The organism is Pseudomonas sp. P7759, assembly GCF_013386445.1.
In the GTDB taxonomy this organism is placed as follows: Bacteria; Pseudomonadota; Gammaproteobacteria; order Pseudomonadales; family Pseudomonadaceae; genus Aquipseudomonas; species Aquipseudomonas azotoformans_A.
In genome coordinates, this window is record NZ_JACART010000020.1 from 37,824 (window position 1) to 56,879 (window position 19,056).

The following is a 19,056-nucleotide window of genomic DNA, read 5'->3' on the forward strand; positions in this document are numbered from 1 at the left end:
GCCAGGGCGACTCTTGAGTCTCAACACGGCATGCGCAGCTTTGGAGCATGGGTCTTTGCGGATGCACTTAGAGGCAGACCCATGACCCAGGAAACCGGCGGCTTCGCCGCTTTTAATCTGAACCCGAATATTCTTGCAGCCGTCGCAGCGACTGGCTACGAAGAGCCTTCGGCGATTCAGCAGCAATCGATCCCGATCATCATGGCCGGTAAGGACATGATTGGCCAGGCGCAAACCGGTACCGGCAAAACCGCCGCGTTCGCTTTGCCAATCCTGCACTGCATCGATCCTGCCAAGCGCGAACCGCAAGCCCTGATCCTGGCGCCAACCCGTGAGTTGGCGCTGCAAGTAGCAACCGCTTTCGAAACCTACGCCAAGCAAATGCCAGGCGTCACCGTTGTGGCCGTTTACGGCGGCGCGCCTATGGGCCCACAACTGAAAGCAATCCGTAATGGCGCACAGATCGTTGTCGCCACTCCGGGCCGTCTGTGCGACCACCTGCGTCGTGACGAGAAAGTCCTGTCGACCGTGAACCACCTGGTTCTGGACGAAGCTGACGAAATGTTGAAGCTGGGCTTCATGGATGACCTGGAAGTCATCTTCAAGGCGCTGCCACCGACCCGTCAGACCGTGCTGTTCTCGGCCACCCTGCCACAGTCGATCCGTGCCATCGCCGAGCGTCACCTGCGTGACCCGGAGCACGTCAAGATCCAGACCAAGACTCAGACCGTTACCGCGATCGAACAGGCTCACCTGTTGGTTCACGCTGACCAGAAGACCTCGGCTGTATTGAGCCTGCTGGAAGTCGAAGACTTCGACGCGCTGATCATGTTCGTGCGCACCAAGCAAGCCACCCTGGACCTGGCCAGTGCCCTGGAAGCCAAAGGCTACAAAGCCGCTGCGCTGAACGGTGACATCGCCCAGAACCAGCGTGAGCGCGTGATCGACTCCCTCAAGGATGGCCGTCTGGACATCGTTGTGGCGACCGACGTAGCTGCTCGTGGCCTCGACGTTCCACGTATCACCCACGTGTTCAACGTTGACATGCCGTACGATCCAGAGTCCTACGTTCACCGTATCGGCCGTACCGGCCGTGCCGGTCGCGAAGGTCGTGCACTGCTGCTGGTGACTCCACGTGAGCGCCGCATGCTGCAAGTGATCGAACGTGTTACTGGTCAAAAAGTTGCCGAAGTCCGCCTGCCGGATGCCCAGGCCGTTCTGGATGCCCGCATCAAGAAACTGACCAACAGCTTGTCGCCACTGGTGGCTGACGCTGAATCGACCCACGGCGACCTGTTGGACCGCCTGACCGCCGATATCGGTTGCACCCCACGTGCCCTGGCTGCAGCCTTGCTGCGCAAAGCTACCAACGGTCAGGCCCTGACCCTGGCAGCCATCGAGAAAGAACGTCCACTGGTGCCGAACAGCGCACCACGCGGTGATCGTCCAGAGCGTACTGGCGACCGTCCAGACCGTGGTGATCGTGAGCGTCGTGCTCCGGTGCCATTGGCTGAAGGCCGTGCTCGTTGCCGTACCGCGCTGGGCGCGCGTGACGGTATCGCTGCCAAGAACCTGCTGGGCGCTATCCTCAACGAGGGTGGCCTGGCACGTGAAGCCATTGGTCGCATCCAGGTCCGTGATAGCTTCTCCCTGGTGGAGCTGCCGGAAGATGGCCTGGAAAAGCTGCTGGCCAAGCTGAAAGACACTCGCGTTGCCGGTAAGCAGTTGAAGCTGCGTCGCTACCGCGAAGATTGATCCGCCCTTGGGCTGATTGATCGCACATAAAAAATCCCCGACTGGTTCGGGGATTTTTTTTGCCTGCGGTTTAAGGTGTCTGGGTTAGCCGAAGCGGTAGATGTCCATGCCCAGCGCGCCCAACGTGAAGCCCTGGTGCGCGATGCTGAAATCCCCCCCAGCGCCACGCGCAAAGAACAGCGGCAGCAGGTGCTCGTCACTGGGATGGCTGCGCACGGCATTCGGCGCCTGGCGGCGGTAGTCGTGCAACGCCTCTTGATCGTCGGCGGCCAGCTTGTCGACCACCCAATCGCGGAAGTCTCGCGCCCAGGATTCGATGCTCTCAGGCCCTGCGTGCCAGTCCAACTCGCCCAGGTTGTGGGTGATGCTGCCCGAGCCGATCAGAAGTACGCCCTGCTCGCGCAGGCTGGCCAGCGCATACCCAACCCGGGTTTGCAGGGCAGGGCCCATGCGACTGGGCAACGACACCTGCACCACTGGGATATCGGCCTCCGGGTACATCAACGACAGGGGCACCCAGGTGCCATGGTCGAAGGGGCGACGGTCATCGGTGCGCGCATTCAGGCCGTCGGCCTTCAGCAACTCGACAATTTCCCCGGCCAGTTGCGGGTTGCCCGGTGCCGGGTACTGCACGGCAAACAGTTCGCGGGGGAAACCGCCGAAATCATGCCAGGTTTCGGGCGCGGCATTGCCGCTGACCAAGAGTTCGTGGCTTTCCCAGTGTGCCGACACCACCACGATTGCCTTCGGGCGTGGCAGCTCGGCAGCGAGACGTTGGAGGGCCGGGCCGCTGGCACCGGGTTGCAGGGCAAGCATGGGTGAACCATGTGAGATAAACAGGCTGGGCAACATAAGTGGGGTCCTGAGCGTTAACATGGACCCATCTTCAATCAGGTCATTGATCTAAATCTAATATAAGTTTTAGCACTATTTGATCGAATTATAGGGAGGATCTATGGAGCCTAAGTTTTGGCAGGAACGCTGGGCGCGCAATCAGATCGGCTTTCATTTGCCCGAGGTCAACCCTTACCTGCAACGACATTGGCCGCAGCTGGCGCTCGCCGAGGGCTCCAAGGTATTGGTGCCGCTGTGCGGCAAGAGCCTGGATTTGATGTGGCTGGCCAGTCATGGGCTGCGGGTGATGGGCGTGGAGCTGTCGGAACAGGCCGTCGAGGCGTTTTTCAGTGAGCAGAACCTTGTGCCACGCATCACTCGGCGCAATGCCTTTACGGTGTACCAGGCTGACCTGATCGAAGTATGGTGCGGCGACTTTTTTGCCCTGGACGCCGAAGCCCTGATCGGGTGCATTGCGTTGTATGACCGCGCCGCCCTGATTGCCTTGCCACCGCTGATGCGTGCGCAGTACGCCGAGCAGTTGAGCCGCTTGCTGCCGTCGGGTTGCCAGGGGCTGCTGATCACACTCGATTACGACCAGACGCAAAAAGCCGGGCCGCCATTTGCGGTGACGGATGAGGAGGTGAAGGTGTTGTTCGGGTCGGACTGGACCCTGAAAGCGCTGCAAGAGCAAGACGTTCTGCAGGAGAGCTGGAAGTTCGTGCAGGAGGGTGTCACGCAGCTTGATGAGCGGGTTTACCGGTTGACCAAGGCCTGAATCGGCATCACAAAAAAGGGGCGATTCAATCGCCCCTTTTTGCATTGCAAGTTATCAGCCCATACGACGCAGTGCGTCGATACGCTCTTCCAGCGGCGGGTGGCTCATGAACAGGCGAGCCATGCCCTGCTTGATGCCACCGTTGATGCCAAAGGCGGTCAGGCTGTCCGGCATATGCACCGGCAAGCCTTGTTCGGAGCGCAGGTGTTGCAGCGCTGCAATCATCGCCCCGGTACCGGCCAGGCGGGCACCGGCTTCATCTGCACGGAACTCTCTCTTGCGAGAGAACCACATAGTGATTGCACTGGCCAGGAAGCCCAGCACCAACTCGGCGAAGATGGTCGCGACGAAGTAGGCAATGCCGCGGCCGCCCTCGTTCTTGAAGATCACTTTGTCAACAAAGTTGCCGATGATCCGCGCGAAGAACATCACGAAGGTGTTCACCACGCCTTGTACCAGCGCCAGGGTGACCATGTCACCGTTGGCCACGTGGCCGATCTCGTGGGCGAGCACGGCCTTCACTTCATCGTAGGAGAAGCGTTCCAGCATGCCCTGGCTCACCGCAACGAGTGCGTCGTTCTTGTTCCAGCCGGTGGCAAAGGCGTTGGCTTCATAAGCCGGGAAGATCCCGACTTCTGGCATTTTGATACCGGCTTGGCGGGATAGCTCCTCGACGGTCTGCAGCAACCATTGCTCATGCCGGGTACGGGGCTGGGTGATCACCTGGGTGCTGGTGCTCATCTTTGCCATCCACTTGGAGATGAACAGCGAGAAGAGCGAGCCGGCAAAACCAAAGACCGCACAGAAAACCAGCAGCTGATTGAGGTTCAGGTCAACCCCGTTGGCCGCCATGAACCCATTGAAGCCGAAAAGGCTCAAGGTGATGCTGGCAATCAGCACGACCGCAAGGTTAGTGGCCAAGAACAGCAGGATGCGCATCATGGTTGTAGAGTTCTCCTCATGCTTAATATGTCGCGTACTGCGGGGTATATAAGGTGCGGCATGGGGTGATTCAACCGAGCGACTATTTCAAACTGTGTCCTACAGCCAGAATGTAGAGTCTCGAAGGGCATTTCCGATAGGGAAAAGACGGCTGAATCGGTTCGCCGGTGACTCGCAGTCCCGTGAATACAGGGGGTAGCAGGCTTTTTCAGTCACGGCGAAGTGCCTGTACGGGGGAAAACCAGAGAAGTGTTGCCAGATACTCGCTGTACGACCGATTGTCGGTCGTACAGCGTCGCTTCCGTTACTGGCGATAGGACTTGAGGAAGTTGCCGATGCGACCAATGGCCATGTCCAGGTCATCCACGCGCGGCAATGTCACTACACGGAAGTGATCCGGCCACGGCCAGTTGAACGCGGTGCCTTGCACCACCAGCAGCTTTTCCGACAGCAGCAGGTCGAGCACGAACTTCTCGTCGTTGAAGATAGGGCATACCTTCGGGTCGATCCGCGGGAAGGCGTACAGCGCACCCATGGGCTTCACGCAGCTCACGCCCGGGATCGCGTTGAGCAGTTCCCAGGTGCGGTTGCGCTGCTCTAGCAAGCGGCCTTGAGGCAGGACCAGGTCATTGATGCTCTGGTAGCCGCCCAGGGCGGTCTGGATGGCGTGTTGGCTCGGCACGTTGGCACACAGGCGCATGTTGGCCAGCATGTCGATGCCTTCGATGTAGCTCTGGGCGTTGTGCTTGGGGCCGGAGATGGCGATCCAGCCGGAGCGGAAGCCGGCCACGCGGTAGGACTTGGACAGGCCGTTGAAGGTCAGGCACAGCAGGTCCGGCGCCAGGGAGGCGGTGCACACGTGCACGGCGTCGTCGTAGAGGATCTTGTCGTAGATCTCGTCGGAGAACACCACCAGGTTGTGCTGGCGCGCCAGTTCGAGCATGCCCAGCAAGACTTCCTTGGAATACACCGCGCCGGTCGGGTTGTTCGGGTTGATGATCACCAGGGCCTTGGTGTTCGGGGTGATCTTGGCCTTGATGTCGGCCAGGTCCGGGAACCAGTCGGCGCCCTCGTCACACAGGTAGTGCACCGGATGGCCGCCCGCCAGGGTCACGGCGGCGGTCCACAACGGGTAGTCCGGCGCCGGTACCAGCACTTCGTCGCCATTGTTGAGCAGGGCCTGCATGGACATCACGATCAGCTCGGACACGCCATTGCCCAGGTAGATGTCTTCGATGCCAACACCTTCGACCTGCTTTTGCTGGTAGTACTGCATTACCGCCTTACGTGCGCTGAACAGGCCTTTTGAGTCGCTGTAGCCCTGGGCGGTGGGCAGGTTGCGGATCACGTCCTGGAGGATTTCGTCCGGCGCTTCGAAACCAAAGGGCGCCGGGTTGCCGATGTTCAGCTTGAGGATGCGATGGCCTTCCTCTTCCAGGCGTTTGGCGTGCTTGAGCACTGGGCCGCGAATGTCGTAGCAGACGTTGGCGAGCTTGTTCGATTTGCTGACCTGCATGGCGATGTGATCCTGAAAATGAACGATCCAGACGGTGGGGACACTACCGTACTGCGAATCCTGCGGGGCCCGCACCCATAAATACGTTTGAATGCCGGTAGCGCGGGTGCCAGACTGGCGTTTTGAAGAGGCGCAATCATACGTGCCGCCTGATCCATGGAAAAGACACAGATCAGGCTTTTTCAGTTGCCGAGGTGTACCGATGGAAAAGTTGCAGAAAACCGTTGAAGAATGGAAGGCGATGCTCGATCCGGAGCAATACAACGTGTGCCGTCTCAAGGGCACCGAGCGACCTTTCAGCGGCAAGTACAACGCCACCAAGACGGATGGCGTGTACCGCTGCATTTGCTGCAACGAGCCGCTGTTCGACTCCACCACCAAGTTCGACTCCGGCTGCGGCTGGCCCAGCTTCTACGCGCCGATTGCCGACAGCGCGATGATCGAGATCCGTGACGTCAGCCACGGCATGATCCGCACTGAAGTCACCTGCGCCAAATGCGATGCCCACTTGGGGCACGTGTTCCCGGACGGCCCGCCGCCGACCGGCCTGCGTTACTGCATCAACTCGGTGTGCCTGGACCTGGTGCCGCGCTAGGTCTTCCAGCGCTCCTGCGGATAACGCGGGAGCGCCCTATAGCGGGATATCATTCCGGTCAATTCAATTGCACACAATTTAATTGCCTACTATGTTTACGCTTCTTTAGACCTTACTGAGGCATTGCCATGAGCAACAACCTGCTGAGCATCCCTTGCACCACCATCAAGGGGGAGCAAAAGACCTTGGCCGATTTCGCCGGCAAGGCCATCCTGGTGGTCAATACCGCCAGCAAGTGCGGTTTCACCCCGCAATACAAGGGCCTGGAGCAGCTTTGGCAGCAATACAAGGACCAGGGATTGGTGGTGTTGGGCTTCCCCTGCAATCAGTTCGGCAAGCAGGAGCCGGGTAACGAAGGCGCGATTTCCGAGTTCTGCGAGCTGAACTTCGGTGTCAGCTTCCCGCTGTTCAAGAAGATCGACGTGAATGGCAGCGACGCCCACCCATTGTTCGTACAATTGAAAAAACAGGCGCCCGGACTGCTCGGTTCCAAGGGCATCAAATGGAACTTCACCAAGTTCCTCATCGGCCGTGACGGCCAGATGGTCAAGCGCTTTGCGCCGACCACCAAGCCGCAGGACCTGACCCAAGAGATCGAAGCCCTGCTCAAATGACCGTCTCCCTGGCGCTCGACCATCAGCTGTGTTTCAAACTTTACGCCGCCTCCAGGGCGGTGACGCGCGCGTACAAGCCGATGCTTGATCAGTTGGGCCTGACTTATCCGCAATACCTGGCGATGCTGGTGCTGTGGGAGTGGCACGCCGCAACACCGGTGCAACCCACGGTCAAGGCGTTGGGCGAGCGCTTGATGCTGGATTCCGGCACGCTGACACCGCTGCTCAAGCGCCTTGAGCAGCTCGGGTGGGTCAAGCGCCAGCGCAGCGCCGAGGATGAGCGGGAAGTGCACTTGAGCCTGAGTGAAAGCGGCGTTCAACTGCGCGAGCAGACCCATGACCTCAAGACCCGGCTGCTGTGCGACAGCGGTATCGACCTGAACCAGGCTGACGCGCTGCGCGAGGGCTTGGACCAGTTGCTTCGGCAGATCAGAGACTTGTCGTCTTCGGCACCCACAGCTCCAGCAAACCATTGAGTTCCTCACGCCGGAACGGCTTGGCCAGGTAGTCATTCATGCCCGCAGCCCGGCAACGCTCGCGCTCTTCGGACAGCGCATTGGCGGTCAAGGCAACGATCGGCAGGTCCGGCCAGCGCCCGCTGCGACGGATCTGCCGGCTGGCCTCATAGCCGTCCATCACCGGCATATTGCAGTCCATCAACACCAGGTCGAAGTGTTGTTCTTCAAGAAACTTGAGCGCTTCACCACCATGGGCTGCGACGATCACTTCACACCCCAGTTTGCCGAGCATGCCCTTGGCCACCAGTTGGTTGACCGGGTTGTCTTCCACCAACAGGATGCGCGCGCGGTGTGCCAAGGGCGCGGCCTCCATCTGGATCGGGTCGAGGATCAGTTGTGCGTCGCTGCGCAAGTTACGTTGCAGGATCTGATACAGCGCATTGCGGCTCAACGGGCGTGCCTGTTGTTGCAGCGGCGCGAGTGCGGCGACTTCTTCGCTGGGCATGAAGTTGCCGTAGGCGGTCACCAGCAGGATCGGCGCGTTGATGGTAGGGCGTAGGCGGAACAGGCATTCCGGGCAATCGGTGATCAGCAGGTCCGGCGTTTGCCCGCTTAAATCTTCATCACGTGGGTAGCAGCGCGGTGTCAGCCCCCAGTGGGGCAGCAAGGTCGTGAGCAGTTCGGTCAGGCCGCTGCCGGCACTGGTAATGGCGATGACCTCGCCTTTGAGCGGCAGTGGCTGGACGGCGGGCAAATGGATCGGCAGCGGCAGGTCGGCGCAGAACTGGCTGCCAAAGCCCACCTCCGAGCTGATGCTCAGCCGGCCTTTCATCGCTTCACACAGGTTGTGCGTCAATGCCAGGCCCAGGCCCGTGCCGCCGAACTGGCGTGTTATACCCGCACCGGCTTGGGTGAAAGGCTGGAAGATCTTCACTTGGGCTTCTTGCGCAATGCCGATGCCGGTATCACAGACCTCGATGCGCACCTGGCCGTCCCGCGCGCTGAGACGAACATCTACTCGGCCGAAGCGCGTGAATTTCAAGGCGTTGGACAGCAGATTGCTGACAATCTGTCGTACACGGGTCGGGTCACCCAGGACCTGGGCGGGAAACTGCGGGTCGATCAGGCACGTCAGTTCGACGCTCGGCGCGGCGTTCTGTGACAACAGGTTGGCGGTGTCTTCCACCAGCGAGCCCAAGTCGAACGGGATGCGTTCCAACTCCAACTGGCCGGCGTCGAACTTGGACAGGTCGAGGATATCGTTGAGCAGTTCCACCAGCACCTTGCCCGAGTCATGGGCGATGGACAGTTGCTGACGCTGCTCGGCATTGAGTGGGCTGTCGAGTGACAGCGCGATCATCCCCAGCAGGCCATTCAGCGGCGTGCGGATTTCGTGGCTCATGTTGGCCAGGAACGCTGCACGTGCCTGGGCCATGCCCAATGCATGCATTTTGGCCGCTTCCAGCTCATCGTTGGACTGGCTCAGCCGCTGGTTGCTCGCCTTGAGTTCCAGGGTACGTGCGGACACGATGTCTTCCAGTTGTCCCAGGTATTCGGTCAACCGGTCTTCGGCGTGACGGCGTTGCTGGATTTCCGTCTCCATGTTTTCGAACTGCTGGTTGGCCACGTTCACCAATACGCCGATTTCGTCGTGTTCATGGCCGGGCGGGCAGTCCAGGCGTGCCTGACGGCGGTTGCTCAACTCGCGGATGATGCGCACCAGCGGCTGGGTCAGCATCACGTAGAACAAGCCCAACAGAATGCCGGTCAGCAAGAGGCTACGGACGAAGCCGTTGAGCAGGGTGATCTCGGCACGGCGCAGGAAGCGGCTGCCAAAGGCATAGGTGTCCACGTCCAGGCGCAGCACGCCGAGGGATTCGTTGGGCATATGGCTGAGGAACAGCCGGTCTTCGAACTGGCGGTTGGCGCCGAACAGGAAGTCGCTGACGGGGCGGTAGGTACTTTCTTTGCGCGGGCGGTCGACATCGGCCAGTACCGCGCCGTTGTTGTCGATCAACTGGGCGTGAATGATGGCGGGGGAGTGCAGCAGGCCCAGGGTCAGTTCCTGGGCCAGTTCGGCGTCGATGTTATAAGCGATGCGTGAGGCGGGGTTGTGGCTGATTTCGATCAACGAGCGAATTTCACGGTTGATGGATGCGTCTTCGCTGGCATAATCAATGCCGATTTGGATCAGGCTGAGCAAGGTTCCCAAGACGAAACCGACCAGCACAGTCAATCTGGCTTGTTTATAAGACAAGCGGTGGGCGAACTTGATATCCATCGAGTGTTGAACCACTTCACGTTTCCCTTCGCCCGGCAAGCATAGCTGAACATCCACAGGCTCTGGCTTACCCGGCATGAATCGTTTTTTTACGCAGCCTCGTGCGGTCTGCCGCAGGGCTGCCAATACGCCATCTTTTGCAAGAACTTGCCAGAGGAATAATCGTGGATTCTCGATTGAATGCGTTTCTTGAACGGGCCGATGCAGTGCTCGCCCGCCTGGAACCCTTGTTACCCGCGCCCCGCCAAGCCATCGATTGGAACCACTGCCTGGCTGCCCGCTGGCAGCGTGAAGGCCGCACGGGTTTCCTGTTGCCGCTGGACGTAAGCCTGGACATGCGCCTGTCCGACCTGATCGGCGTGGACAAGCAACGTGAAACACTGGCGCGCAATACCCAGCAATTCATCGACGGTCTTCCCGCCAACCATGCGTTGCTGTGGGGTTCGCGTGGCACCGGCAAATCGTCCATGGTTCGGGCTTTGCTGGCCCAGCACGCCAAAGCCGGCTTGCGCCTGATCGAGATCGAACGCGACCACTTGGCCGACCTGCCGCGCGTGGTCGAGCAACTGCTCAAGCTGCCGCAACGTTTTATCCTGTTCTGCGACGACCTGTCGTTCGAGGCTGGTGAAGGCGATTACCGTGTGCTTAAAAGCGTGCTCGACGGCTCCTTGGAGCAGGCCCCGGAAAACGTGCTGTTGTACGCCACCTCCAACCGCCGTCACCTGGTGCCGGAAAACCAGAGCGACAACGACAATTGGAAACGCGTGGACGGCGAGTTGCACCCAAGCGAAGCGGTAGAAGACAAGATCGCGTTGTCCGATCGGTTCGGCTTGTGGTTGTCGTTCTACCCCTTCACGCAAGAACACTTCCTGGATGTGGTGGAGCACTGGATCGGCGAGCTGGCAAGCAAGGCCGGTTTGCAGTGGCAACGCGATGAAGCCCTCGACATCCTGGCCGTGCGCTGGGCCACCGGTCGCGGCAACCGCAACGGTCGTTGCGCCTATCAATTCGCCCGTTACTGGGTAGGCCTCAAATTGCTGGAGCTGCAACCATGATCGATCTACAAAGCGCCGGCACTGGCCTTGATGGCTACGCCATGCTCTGTGCGCAACTGGAGTCGCTGCTGGCCGATGAGCGGGATTTCATTGCCAACAGTGCGCAGTTCTCTGCGTTCCTGTTCAACCAGTTGGACGACTTGAACTGGGCCGGTTTTTACCTCAACCGTAACGAAGAGCTGGTGCTCGGCCCGTTCCAGGGCCAGATCGCCTGCGTGCGCATTCCGTTTGGCCGTGGCGTGTGCGGTGCAGCGGCCGCCTCGCGGCAGACCCAGCGCGTGGAGGATGTGCATGCGTTCCCAGGGCATATCGCCTGTGACAGCGCGTCCAACAGCGAGCTGGTGGTGCCTCTGGTCAAGGACGGCCAACTGATTGGCGTGCTTGACCTCGACAGCCCGTCGCTGGCGCGCTTCACCCCCGAGGACCAGGCGGGTATTGAACAGCTGGCGGCGATTTTCCTGCGCTTGACCGACTGCTGATCACGGGAGGGGCGGCTCGCGCCCCTTCACTGACCCTCCAAGCCGTGAAGCTGCCCTTGCAGCAACCTCTCCAGTTCCAGCATGAGTTTTTCCAGGGATCTCGCCCCGGCTTCAATCGCCGTCCAGTCATCCTCACGGGCGCACGCCTGCTCAAGGGTTTCGCACTGCCTGGCCAATGGGGTCGCCTGAACAATGCGCGCAGCGCCCTTGATTTTGTGCGCCTGCTCGGTGATCTCCTGAAGCGGGGCATGTGCGCTGATCAGCGCCGCCAGTTCCTGGCGATCATGCCGACTGCTGCTCAACAGTTCTTCCAGCAAACGCCAGCTCAATTGTGGGTCGCCACCGGTGAGGGCCTCGAAGTTGCCGAGGTCCAGGTGCAGGTCAGTGGTTTGCGGGGCGATCTTTGCCAGTTGCCGTTCCAGTGCAGTGAGGCTGATCGGTTTGAACAGGCAGTCGTTCATGCCCGCGTCGGCACAACGTTGCTTCTCTTCGGGCTGGGCATTGGCGGTAAAGCCCAACACCACGCACGGCGCCAGTTGCTCGCGCTGTTCGTATTCGCGGATCGAGCGACTCAGCTCATAGCCATTCATGATGGGCATGTTGCAGTCGGCGATCACCAAGTCGAAACGCTCCTGGCGCCAGGCCTGGAAACCGGCGGCGCCATTCTGGGCGGCGCTGAACTGATGCCCCAGGTAGCCCAGTTGCTGGCACATCAGCAAGCGGTTTGCGGGATGGTCGTCCACGACCAGCACGTTCAGCACTGGCGCGCTTGCAGGTGCCTCAGGCTTGTATTCAAGCACCGGCTGTTCCGGCTGAAGACGGGTCATGTTCAGGCTGATATGCACCTGGGTGCCCACCATCGGCACGCTGCTGAGGCTCAATTGCCCACCCATCATCGCGCACAGGCTGCGGCAGATCACCAACCCAAGGCCGGCGCCGCTCCTGGCAAGCTGCCCGGAATTGTCGGCCTGGGCAAAGGGCTCGAACAGGCGCAACTGATCATCCCGACTGATTCCTATGCCGGTGTCCTCGACCACCAGTTTCATCTCGACCTGCTGCGCCAGCTCGGTGGGCAGCACCTCGACCTTGACTTTCACCTGGCCACGCTCGGTGAACTTGATCGCATTGCTGACCAGGTTCGACAGCACCTGCTTGAAGCGCAGCGGGTCGATCAGCACTTCGGTGTCATCCAGGTTGGGGTTGAACTCAAGCGACAGGCTGAGGGTTTTCTGGCGTGCCAGGCCGTCGAACACGCGCACCACCGACTCGATCACCTCCCGCAGGTTGACACGCTCCGGCGCGAGGCTCAGGCGGCCGGATTCGATGCGCGCGATGTCGAGGATATCGCCGATCAGTTCGAGCAGGTCCTTGGCCGAGTTGTACGCCACTTCGATGGCCGGGCGATCAAGATGACCCTGGTCGGCGCGCTTGAGGGTGAGTTCGAGCATGCCGATCACCGCGTTCATCGGCGTGCGGATTTCATGGCTCATGGTGGCGAGGAACGTGCTCTTGGCCCGGTTGGCTTCGTCGGCGCGTTCTTTGGCCGCGCGGATTTCATCGAACAGCTGGCGTCGTTCGCTGATGTCGATCCAGCCGCCAATAATGCCTTGCACCTCTCCAGTCGAGTCACGGTAGGGCAGGATCCAGTGATAGATCGTCAGTTTCTTCCCGTGGATATGCAGCGTGCGGTCCAGGATCAGCGGGTTACCTTCGGCCATCACGCGCTGGTAGTCGGCATGGTATTGCGTTGCATCGGTTTCAAGGGCGGCGCTCATCTGGATGGCGCTTTTGCCGATCACGTCTTCGCGTTTGACGTTGAACACCTGCAAGTAGCTGTCGTTGCAGGTCTGCAGCAAGCCTTTACGGTCACGTACGTAGATGGGGTGCGGGGTTTCGTTGACCAAGGCCCGCATGAACTCGAATTGATCATTGAGGGCGCGCTCGGCCATTTTGCGATGCTTGATCTGACGGCGCATGTAGGCGTTCCAGCTCAGGGAGATCAGCAGCAAAAGCCCGGTGCCGATGATGATGCGCGCGATCAGTTGGTGATAGTTGCGCCAGTAGCTATCGGAGGCGGCGGTGTAACCGCGCCAGCGACTGTTGATGACCCCCAGCTCATCCGGTGCGATGCTCAGCATGGCCTTGTCGAGAATCGAGCTGAGTTCGGTGGCGTTGCGTGAGGTGGCCAGCGAAAATTTAGCGGACGTGGTGCCGATACTGAAACTGATCTGGACCTTGTCCTGAAACATGGAGGACGAGAGGTAATAGTTGGCGATGACCAAGCTGTTCACGGCACCGTCGACGTGCCCTTGCACCAGCAGCTCGGCGGCTTTGAAGTTATCACCCGTTGCGACCAACTGAATGGTTGGGAAGTGCTCGTGCAGAAACGCTGCCATTGGGCTGCCTTCAGTGACGGCCACGCGCTTGCCTTCCATTTCTTCCAGGCTGGTCGCCGCCTGGTTTTCCTTGCGTGTCAACATTACGTAGGAGTTTTCCAGGTAGGGACGGCTGAAGTTCAACCGGGCTTCCCGTTCCGTGCTGGGAACGATGGCGCCAATGATGTCGGCCTTCCCTGCGTCGACCTGTTCGATCATTGACTGAACGACACGCTCACGTTGGATATCAAAACGCAGCCCTGTGCGCAGGCGAACCAGTTCCAGCAGGTCGGCGGTGATGCCGCGGAAGTTGCCATCGGCGTCGAAGAACGACAGCGGGGCAAAGGTCTCGTTCACGATCACCTTGACCACTGGATGCTCCTGTAGCCAGCGTTCTTCGCGTTGTGTCAGTTGTAGTTTCTGGTCGGTCAGCAAGATATCGCTGCCGGCGCTCCAGCGTTTGGCGATCGCTTCCCGTTCATTGGTGGGCACGGCCGTCAATACGGCGTCGACAATGCTCAATAGCGTCTGCTGGTGTTGGGGCATGGCGAAGCTGAACCCGTAGGCTTCGTGTTTGCCGAAGTTGGCCATGCGGATGTTCTTCAGGTAGCCCTTGTTGATCATGTAGTGAGTAGAGATGGTATCGCCAAGGAATACATCCGCCTGGTCGAACGCCACCGCATTCAAGGCATTTTGATAAGAGGGATAAGCGCGTAGGGTCGCCTTGGGGTACAGCTTTTCCACCTCGCTCAACGGCAGGTAGTGGTACACCAGCGCCAGGCGCATGCCGGCCAGGCCATTGGTCAGGCTGCGGGTTTCTCCTTCGCGGGTGACGAGGACCGGCTGGTCCACCGCGTAGGGCTCTGACAGCGTGAGGTTTGGGTTGGCCGCCTCAAAACCGTTGGAGGATCCCAGCAAATCGATAGCCCCCGTTTCAAGCGCGCGGATCGCGGCCTCGCGAGAGGGGTAGCGCAATACTTTCACCGGCAAGGCCAGCGCCTTGGACAGCAGGCCGGCGTAATCAGCGGTGAGACCCTCGTAGTCACGTCCGCTGGACGTGAGGTCGAAGGGGGGGTAATCAGGCGCCGCAGTGCCCAGCACCAACTCGCGCTTGTTTTGCAGCCACTGGCGTTGAGCCTTGTTCAGGTGGGTTTCCAGTTGAACCGAGCCTGCACGACTCAACAAGGCGAAATGTTCCGGGCCCGTTGGCGGGTTCGCAAGTACCACGGTGCTGAAGCACAAGCCGGCACTCAATATAATCAGATAGTCCTTTATACGCCTGGGCATCCGCTTTCTCACACTAGCGCGTTTCGTTTTGCCATCTCGATAAGTTCTACCAAGGACTTGGCTTGAAGTTTCTGCATCAGCCTCTTTTTATAAGTGCTTACTGTTTTGTTACTCAGGAACATACCCTTGGCAATTTCCTTGTTGGTACGTCCTTGTGCAAAAAGTTGCAATACCATCAGTTCCCGGTCATTGACGGTCTTGAATAGTTCAAGCTCCTGGGATTCGACGCTATCGACACCATTGGTATTCAGTGCCTGGCTGGGGAAGTAGTTGTAACCGGATAACACTGCGCGGATGGCGCTCAGCAACTCGCTCAGGTCGCCTTCCTTGCACACGTAGCCATCGGCGCCCGAACGCATGCAGCGTGTGGCGAACAGGGTGGGCGATTGGGCGGTCAGTATGAGGGTTTTCATCGGCGTGTTCATGGCGTTGAAGCGGCAGAGCACTTCTAGGCCATCCAGCTTGGGAATGCTGATATCCAGGATAATCAGGTCCGGCAGGCATTCGCGGACCATTTGTATGGCGTCGCACCCGTTATCTGTTTCGCCCACTACTTTGTAGCCTTCGTGTTCCAGCAACATCCGGATGGCGAGCCGTATAACCGGGTGGTCATCGATAATAAAAACTGAGTTCATGATCAGATTCCGTGCAAGTGCAAATAAAGCGGGCACATTAGCTCAGAAGAGGAGAGAGGAGCATGAGTCGAGGGGTGAGTAGATATAAAACAGGAAAAATCCTACAATAAAAAAGGTAATAGCCTACCGGTTGCTCAGGCTTGGTGAAGCGATGTGTCAGTGCTTTGGACGTGAGTGGACTAAATGCTGCAGCTATGGATTTAACTGATGCGGTATCGACGTCCTTCGTCGGCTCATAATGTTTAATTCCTACATTTCTAACTTGAACAATGGGCAGAGCAAATGTGCAAGTTCATCCTTGTTCAGCGGCTTGGATAAATAGCCAAGCAGTGGCAGGCCGCGGTCCATGGCTTGAGTGATCAGGCTGGCGAGTTCCGCCACCGGTAAACCGCTCAACAGGATGGCGGTCGTGGTAAAGCGTCGGCGACTGGCGATTTCAATCAGTTCGAGTCCCGGCAAGTCGGGTAGGCATTGGTCACACAAGATGATGTCGAAAGGCACCTCGGCCTGCGACATCAAGCAGATTGCCTGCTCGGCGCTTTCGGCCGGCGTCAGTCGTGCGAAGCCAAAGCTTCTGAGCAGGCATTGGGTGGCGAGGAGTTGGAACGGGTGATCCTCCACCAGCAGGATACGGAGCGAGTAAATGGGCATTGGGGCCACACGGTGAGTCAAGTATCGAGGGAGGGCGCGTAGGACCAGTTCGCCAGGGTCGCCCGGAGCGTGCGTGATTATTCATCGAGTGGTTGTGCGAATTCGATCAGGCCGCTCTGTTCCCGTCGTAGGTCGATTCCTTTCAAGAAACAGGCGGCTTGATCATGGTCGTTACTGAGGGCTGGAACGTCCGGTCATTTCCCGGGCCATCTCGGTGGCATAGCTGTCAGTCATCCCCGCGATAAAGTCGATCATGCGCAGGAACGACGCGTGCAGCGGCCATTCAGGGTTCGGCGCATTGTTGCCCAGCAGATCGAGAATGCGCCGGTTCTTGAACGACGGCGTACGCCCGCCATGCTGCTCCAGTGCCGCACCGCAGAACGCATTCAAGAGAATTTCCAGGGTGGTGTAAGCGCCGATCTCATGCAGGGTCTTGCGCTTGTCCTGGAAGATCTTCTTGCGCGCCATGTCCTTGGCATCCAGCACACAACGCTTGGCCGGGCCGTGCATGTGTTCCACCAGGTCGCCGGGAAGGGTGCCGGCGAGCAGGGCGTCCTGTTGCTCGACGAAGGCCTGTGCCGCTGCGTTGGTCAGATGCTCGATGGCCTTGCCGCGCAGGATCGCCAGCTTGCGTCGGCGCGAGTCCTGGGCGCCCAGTTGGCGATAGGTCTGGGGCAGGTCGTCGCCCACCAGGTTGAGCAGCAGCGACTCGACTTCGGCGTATTCGAGCAACTCCATTTCCAGGCCGTCTTCCAGGTCGATCAGGGCGTAGCAGATGTCATCCGCCGCCTCCATCAGGTACACCAGCGGGTGCCGGGCCCAGCGCTGTTCTTCGAGTTGTGGCAGGCCGAGCCTGTGGGCGATCTGTTCGAGGATTGGCAGTTCGCTCTGGTAGCAGCCGAACTTGTGCTTCTTGTAGCCCAGGGAGTCGGCGTGGCGGGCGGTCCAGGGGTATTTCAGGTAGGTGCCCAGGGTGGCGTAGGTCAGCCGGGTGCCACCGTCGAACTGGTGGTACTCAAGCTGGGTCAGCACCCGAAAGCCTTGGGCGTTGCCTTCGAAATTCAGGAAGTCATTGCGCTCGGCGCTGCTCATGTCGTCCAGCCAGCCACGTCCTGCGGCTTGTTGGAACCAATGGCGGATGGCGTCTTCGCCGGAGTGCCCGAACGGTGGGTTGCCGATGTCATGGGCCAGGCAGGCCGACTGCACCACCATGCCCAGGTCGCTCGGGTCGCACCAGTCGGGCAGGGCGCTGCGCAGGGTTTCGCCGACGCGCATGCCGAGGGAGCGACCCACACAGCTCACTTCCAGGGAGTGGGTGAGGCGCGTGTGGATATGGTCGTTGCTGGTAACCGGGTGCACTTGAGTCTTGCGGCCCAGGCGACGAAATGCGCCGGAGAAGATAATACGGTCATGGTCTTTGTGAAACGGGCTACGCCCCAGTTCTTCCGGGCTGTGCAGCGGTTTGCCAAGACGTTCGCGAGTCAACAGGGTGGGCCAATCCAAGGCGGGTACTCTCCGTGCGGTGAATGACCCTCCCAGCTTCCCGGTTCAGCGCGGCCTGGGCAAGCGAAAATCTACAGCCCGGCCGCGTCGATATCGATTAACAGCAAGCGCTGACCGTTATCGAAGAATTGTCCGGCGGTGAGGCAATACTGGTTGGTGGTGGCGTCGCGGTAGGTCGAGGACAGGGTCAGGCGCCGCTCCTCCCAGCCCTCGGCCAACAGGTGATAGAAGTACGGACGCCATGACCAGTTGTGGCCCAGGTAACGGCTGTCGGACTGCCAGGCATCCTGGCGCCACTCAAAGTTCGGTGTGAGTTGGGTGCCGTGCCGGTCACACTGATAGAAGCGCAGCAGCCAGGGAAACGCCGGCAGTTGCGGCAGTTGGTTCAGCGGCGCCTGCCCCTGGGCCCAGGTCTGCAGGATCTTCATCAGTTCGGCCAATTGCTGGCGCAGTTGCATGACGCGCCCGCGTTCCGCCAGCTTCTGCTGGACATAGGCCGTGCGCAACTGGGCGAAACGCGGCACAAAGGCGTCGGCGGCGAACCAGTCCAACTGCGCCTGGGCAAACAGATAGCCCTGCACATAGCGCGAACCGCACTCCAGGGCGAAGCTCAATTGCGCCTCGGTTTCCACGCCTTCGGCAATGATCCAGCAGCCGGTCTTCTCGGCCATCTGCGCCAGGGCTCGCACCACTTCGCTGCTCGGCCCGCCGCGAGCGGCGTCCTGGAACAGGCGCATGTCCAGCTTGAGGATATCCGGCTGCAACGCCAGCACCCGGTCGAGCTGGGAGTAACCAGCGCCAAAGTCGTCGATGGCGATGCGCGCACCGGCTTCGCGATAGCGCGCCACCACGTCGGCCAGGCGCCGGATGTCACCACCCAGTTCGGTGATCTCGAACACGATGCGCTGCGGGTCGACGCCATGGTGGTGGATCTGCTTCAGGCTCGGCAGGGCCTGGCCTGGGCGCAGGCGATTTATCCAGCGTGGCGAGATGTTCAGGCTCAGGAACCAGTCTTCGGGCGCTTCGTGCAAGCGGCTCAGCGCGTTGTCGCGAATCTGCCGGTCGAGTCGGCGCAAGGTCACGCCCGGCGTGCGCGGGTCAGCGAACAGCGGGCCCACGGACTGCAAGCGGCCGTCAGCCTGGCGCAGGCGGCCCAGGGCCTCGACGCCGGCAATGCGGCCGGTGGCGGTGTCGATAAACGGCTGGAAGCAGGCGAGCGGTTGCCCGTCGATCACGGGGCCTCCTTAGAAACATTGGCGAAAAAAGGCCCGGCCCTCGAAAACGAGGGCCGGGCCGAT

16 protein-coding genes are annotated in these 19,056 nt (G+C 60.1%); 7 read left to right on the plus strand and 9 right to left on the minus strand.

What is annotated here, in order from left to right; all coding sequences use genetic code 11:
* Positions 1-81: 81 nt before the first annotated feature.
* Positions 82-1,755: a DEAD/DEAH box helicase gene (locus tag HX823_RS17160; protein ID WP_028615656.1), complete on the plus strand. Its 1,674-nt coding sequence runs from the start codon at positions 82-84 to the stop codon at positions 1,753-1,755.
* A gap of 84 nt (positions 1,756-1,839) precedes the next feature.
* Here the strand turns inward: HX823_RS17160 and HX823_RS17165 are convergent, their stop codons facing one another.
* Positions 1,840-2,607 (minus strand): class III extradiol ring-cleavage dioxygenase, encoded by a 768-nt coding sequence (locus HX823_RS17165; protein WP_177075686.1) that lies wholly within the window; start codon positions 2,605-2,607, stop codon positions 1,840-1,842.
* A 103-nt stretch (positions 2,608-2,710) separates the two neighbouring features.
* Here HX823_RS17165 and HX823_RS17170 point away from each other — a divergent pair, with 103 nt between their 5' ends.
* On the plus strand, positions 2,711-3,367 hold the full coding sequence (locus HX823_RS17170; protein ID WP_038841944.1) for a thiopurine S-methyltransferase: 657 nt from the start codon (positions 2,711-2,713) through the stop codon (positions 3,365-3,367).
* 54 nt (positions 3,368-3,421) lie between these two features.
* Here HX823_RS17170 and htpX read toward each other — a convergent pair whose 3' ends face one another.
* Positions 3,422-4,309 (minus strand): protease HtpX, encoded by an 888-nt coding sequence (gene htpX, locus HX823_RS17175; RefSeq protein WP_016978461.1) that lies wholly within the window; start codon positions 4,307-4,309, stop codon positions 3,422-3,424.
* Positions 4,310-4,613: 304 nt separating this feature from the next.
* Positions 4,614-5,825, minus strand: a complete 1,212-nt coding sequence (locus HX823_RS17180) for a pyridoxal phosphate-dependent aminotransferase (RefSeq protein WP_017734399.1) — start codon at positions 5,823-5,825, stop codon at positions 4,614-4,616.
* Positions 5,826-6,027: 202 nt separating this feature from the next.
* Between HX823_RS17180 and msrB the strand changes: the two genes are divergently transcribed.
* From msrB to HX823_RS17195, 3 genes are all read left to right on the plus strand, one after another.
* Positions 6,028-6,420 carry a peptide-methionine (R)-S-oxide reductase MsrB gene (gene msrB, locus HX823_RS17185; RefSeq protein WP_177075688.1) on the plus strand — a complete coding sequence of 131 codons (393 nt, stop codon included), beginning with the start codon at positions 6,028-6,030 and terminating at the stop codon, positions 6,418-6,420.
* A 128-nt stretch (positions 6,421-6,548) separates the two neighbouring features.
* The gene (locus HX823_RS17190; protein WP_038841948.1) at positions 6,549-7,034 is read left to right on the plus strand and encodes a glutathione peroxidase; all 486 of its coding nucleotides are present in this window, start codon (positions 6,549-6,551) and stop codon (positions 7,032-7,034) included.
* Positions 7,031-7,510, plus strand: a complete 480-nt coding sequence (locus tag HX823_RS17195; RefSeq protein WP_038841950.1) for a MarR family winged helix-turn-helix transcriptional regulator — start codon at positions 7,031-7,033, stop codon at positions 7,508-7,510. Before HX823_RS17190 ends, HX823_RS17195 begins: the two co-directional genes overlap by 4 nt.
* Here the strand turns inward: HX823_RS17195 and HX823_RS17200 are convergent.
* Entirely contained in the window at positions 7,464-9,773 is a 2,310-nt protein-coding gene (locus HX823_RS17200) for a response regulator (RefSeq protein WP_177075690.1), read from the minus strand. The genes HX823_RS17195 and HX823_RS17200 overlap by 47 nt on opposite strands.
* A 164-nt stretch (positions 9,774-9,937) precedes the next feature.
* On the opposite strand from HX823_RS17200, the gene HX823_RS17205 reads away from it, so the two are divergent.
* Complete coding sequence (locus tag HX823_RS17205; protein ID WP_038841956.1) at positions 9,938-10,828, plus strand: ATP-binding protein; 891 nt, start codon at positions 9,938-9,940, stop codon at positions 10,826-10,828.
* Positions 10,825-11,307, plus strand: a complete 483-nt coding sequence (locus tag HX823_RS17210) for a GAF domain-containing protein (RefSeq protein ID WP_038841959.1) — start codon at positions 10,825-10,827, stop codon at positions 11,305-11,307. The genes HX823_RS17205 and HX823_RS17210 overlap by 4 nt, the downstream gene beginning before the upstream one ends.
* Before the next feature lie 26 nt (positions 11,308-11,333).
* Here HX823_RS17210 and HX823_RS17215 read toward each other — a convergent pair whose 3' ends face one another.
* The 5 genes from HX823_RS17215 to HX823_RS17235 all read right to left on the minus strand — a co-directional run bounded on the left by HX823_RS17215 (position 11,334) and on the right by HX823_RS17235 (position 18,993).
* Positions 11,334-14,969 carry a transporter substrate-binding domain-containing protein gene (locus HX823_RS17215; RefSeq protein ID WP_177075692.1) on the minus strand — a complete coding sequence of 1,212 codons (3,636 nt, stop codon included), beginning with the start codon at positions 14,967-14,969 and terminating at the stop codon, positions 11,334-11,336.
* An 8-nt stretch (positions 14,970-14,977) separates the two neighbouring features.
* Positions 14,978-15,604, minus strand: coding sequence for a response regulator transcription factor (locus tag HX823_RS17220; protein ID WP_038841965.1), 627 nt, complete (start codon positions 15,602-15,604; stop codon positions 14,978-14,980).
* Positions 15,605-15,853: 249 nt separating this feature from the next.
* Positions 15,854-16,255 carry a response regulator gene (locus HX823_RS17225; RefSeq protein WP_177075694.1) on the minus strand — a complete coding sequence of 134 codons (402 nt, stop codon included), beginning with the start codon at positions 16,253-16,255 and terminating at the stop codon, positions 15,854-15,856.
* Between the two features lie 171 nt (positions 16,256-16,426).
* Positions 16,427-17,758: a deoxyguanosinetriphosphate triphosphohydrolase gene (locus HX823_RS17230; RefSeq protein WP_038841971.1), complete on the minus strand. Its 1,332-nt coding sequence runs from the start codon at positions 17,756-17,758 to the stop codon at positions 16,427-16,429.
* Between the two features lie 71 nt (positions 17,759-17,829).
* The gene (locus HX823_RS17235; RefSeq protein WP_038841974.1) at positions 17,830-18,993 is read right to left on the minus strand and encodes an EAL domain-containing protein; all 1,164 of its coding nucleotides are present in this window, start codon (positions 18,991-18,993) and stop codon (positions 17,830-17,832) included.
* Positions 18,994-19,056: the final 63 nt, after the last annotated feature.

Coding starts and splice junctions, on each gene's coding strand:
- HX823_RS17180 (WP_017734399.1), bottom strand. CDS start 5,825: ATGCAGGTCAGCAAATCGAACAAGCTCGCCAACGTCTGCTACGACATT.
- HX823_RS17215 (WP_177075692.1), bottom strand. CDS start 14,969: ATGCCCAGGCGTATAAAGGACTATCTGATTATATTGAGTGCCGGCTTG.
- HX823_RS17160 (WP_028615656.1), top strand. CDS start 82: ATGACCCAGGAAACCGGCGGCTTCGCCGCTTTTAATCTGAACCCGAAT.
- HX823_RS17220 (WP_038841965.1), bottom strand. CDS start 15,604: ATGAACTCAGTTTTTATTATCGATGACCACCCGGTTATACGGCTCGCC.
- HX823_RS17210 (WP_038841959.1), top strand. CDS start 10,825: ATGATCGATCTACAAAGCGCCGGCACTGGCCTTGATGGCTACGCCATG.
- HX823_RS17170 (WP_038841944.1), top strand. CDS start 2,711: ATGGAGCCTAAGTTTTGGCAGGAACGCTGGGCGCGCAATCAGATCGGC.
- HX823_RS17195 (WP_038841950.1), top strand. CDS start 7,031: ATGACCGTCTCCCTGGCGCTCGACCATCAGCTGTGTTTCAAACTTTAC.
- msrB (WP_177075688.1), top strand. CDS start 6,028: ATGGAAAAGTTGCAGAAAACCGTTGAAGAATGGAAGGCGATGCTCGAT.
- HX823_RS17200 (WP_177075690.1), bottom strand. CDS start 9,773: ATGGATATCAAGTTCGCCCACCGCTTGTCTTATAAACAAGCCAGATTG.
- HX823_RS17165 (WP_177075686.1), bottom strand. CDS start 2,607: ATGTTGCCCAGCCTGTTTATCTCACATGGTTCACCCATGCTTGCCCTG.
- HX823_RS17190 (WP_038841948.1), top strand. CDS start 6,549: ATGAGCAACAACCTGCTGAGCATCCCTTGCACCACCATCAAGGGGGAG.
- HX823_RS17225 (WP_177075694.1), bottom strand. CDS start 16,255: ATGCCCATTTACTCGCTCCGTATCCTGCTGGTGGAGGATCACCCGTTC.
- htpX (WP_016978461.1), bottom strand. CDS start 4,309: ATGATGCGCATCCTGCTGTTCTTGGCCACTAACCTTGCGGTCGTGCTG.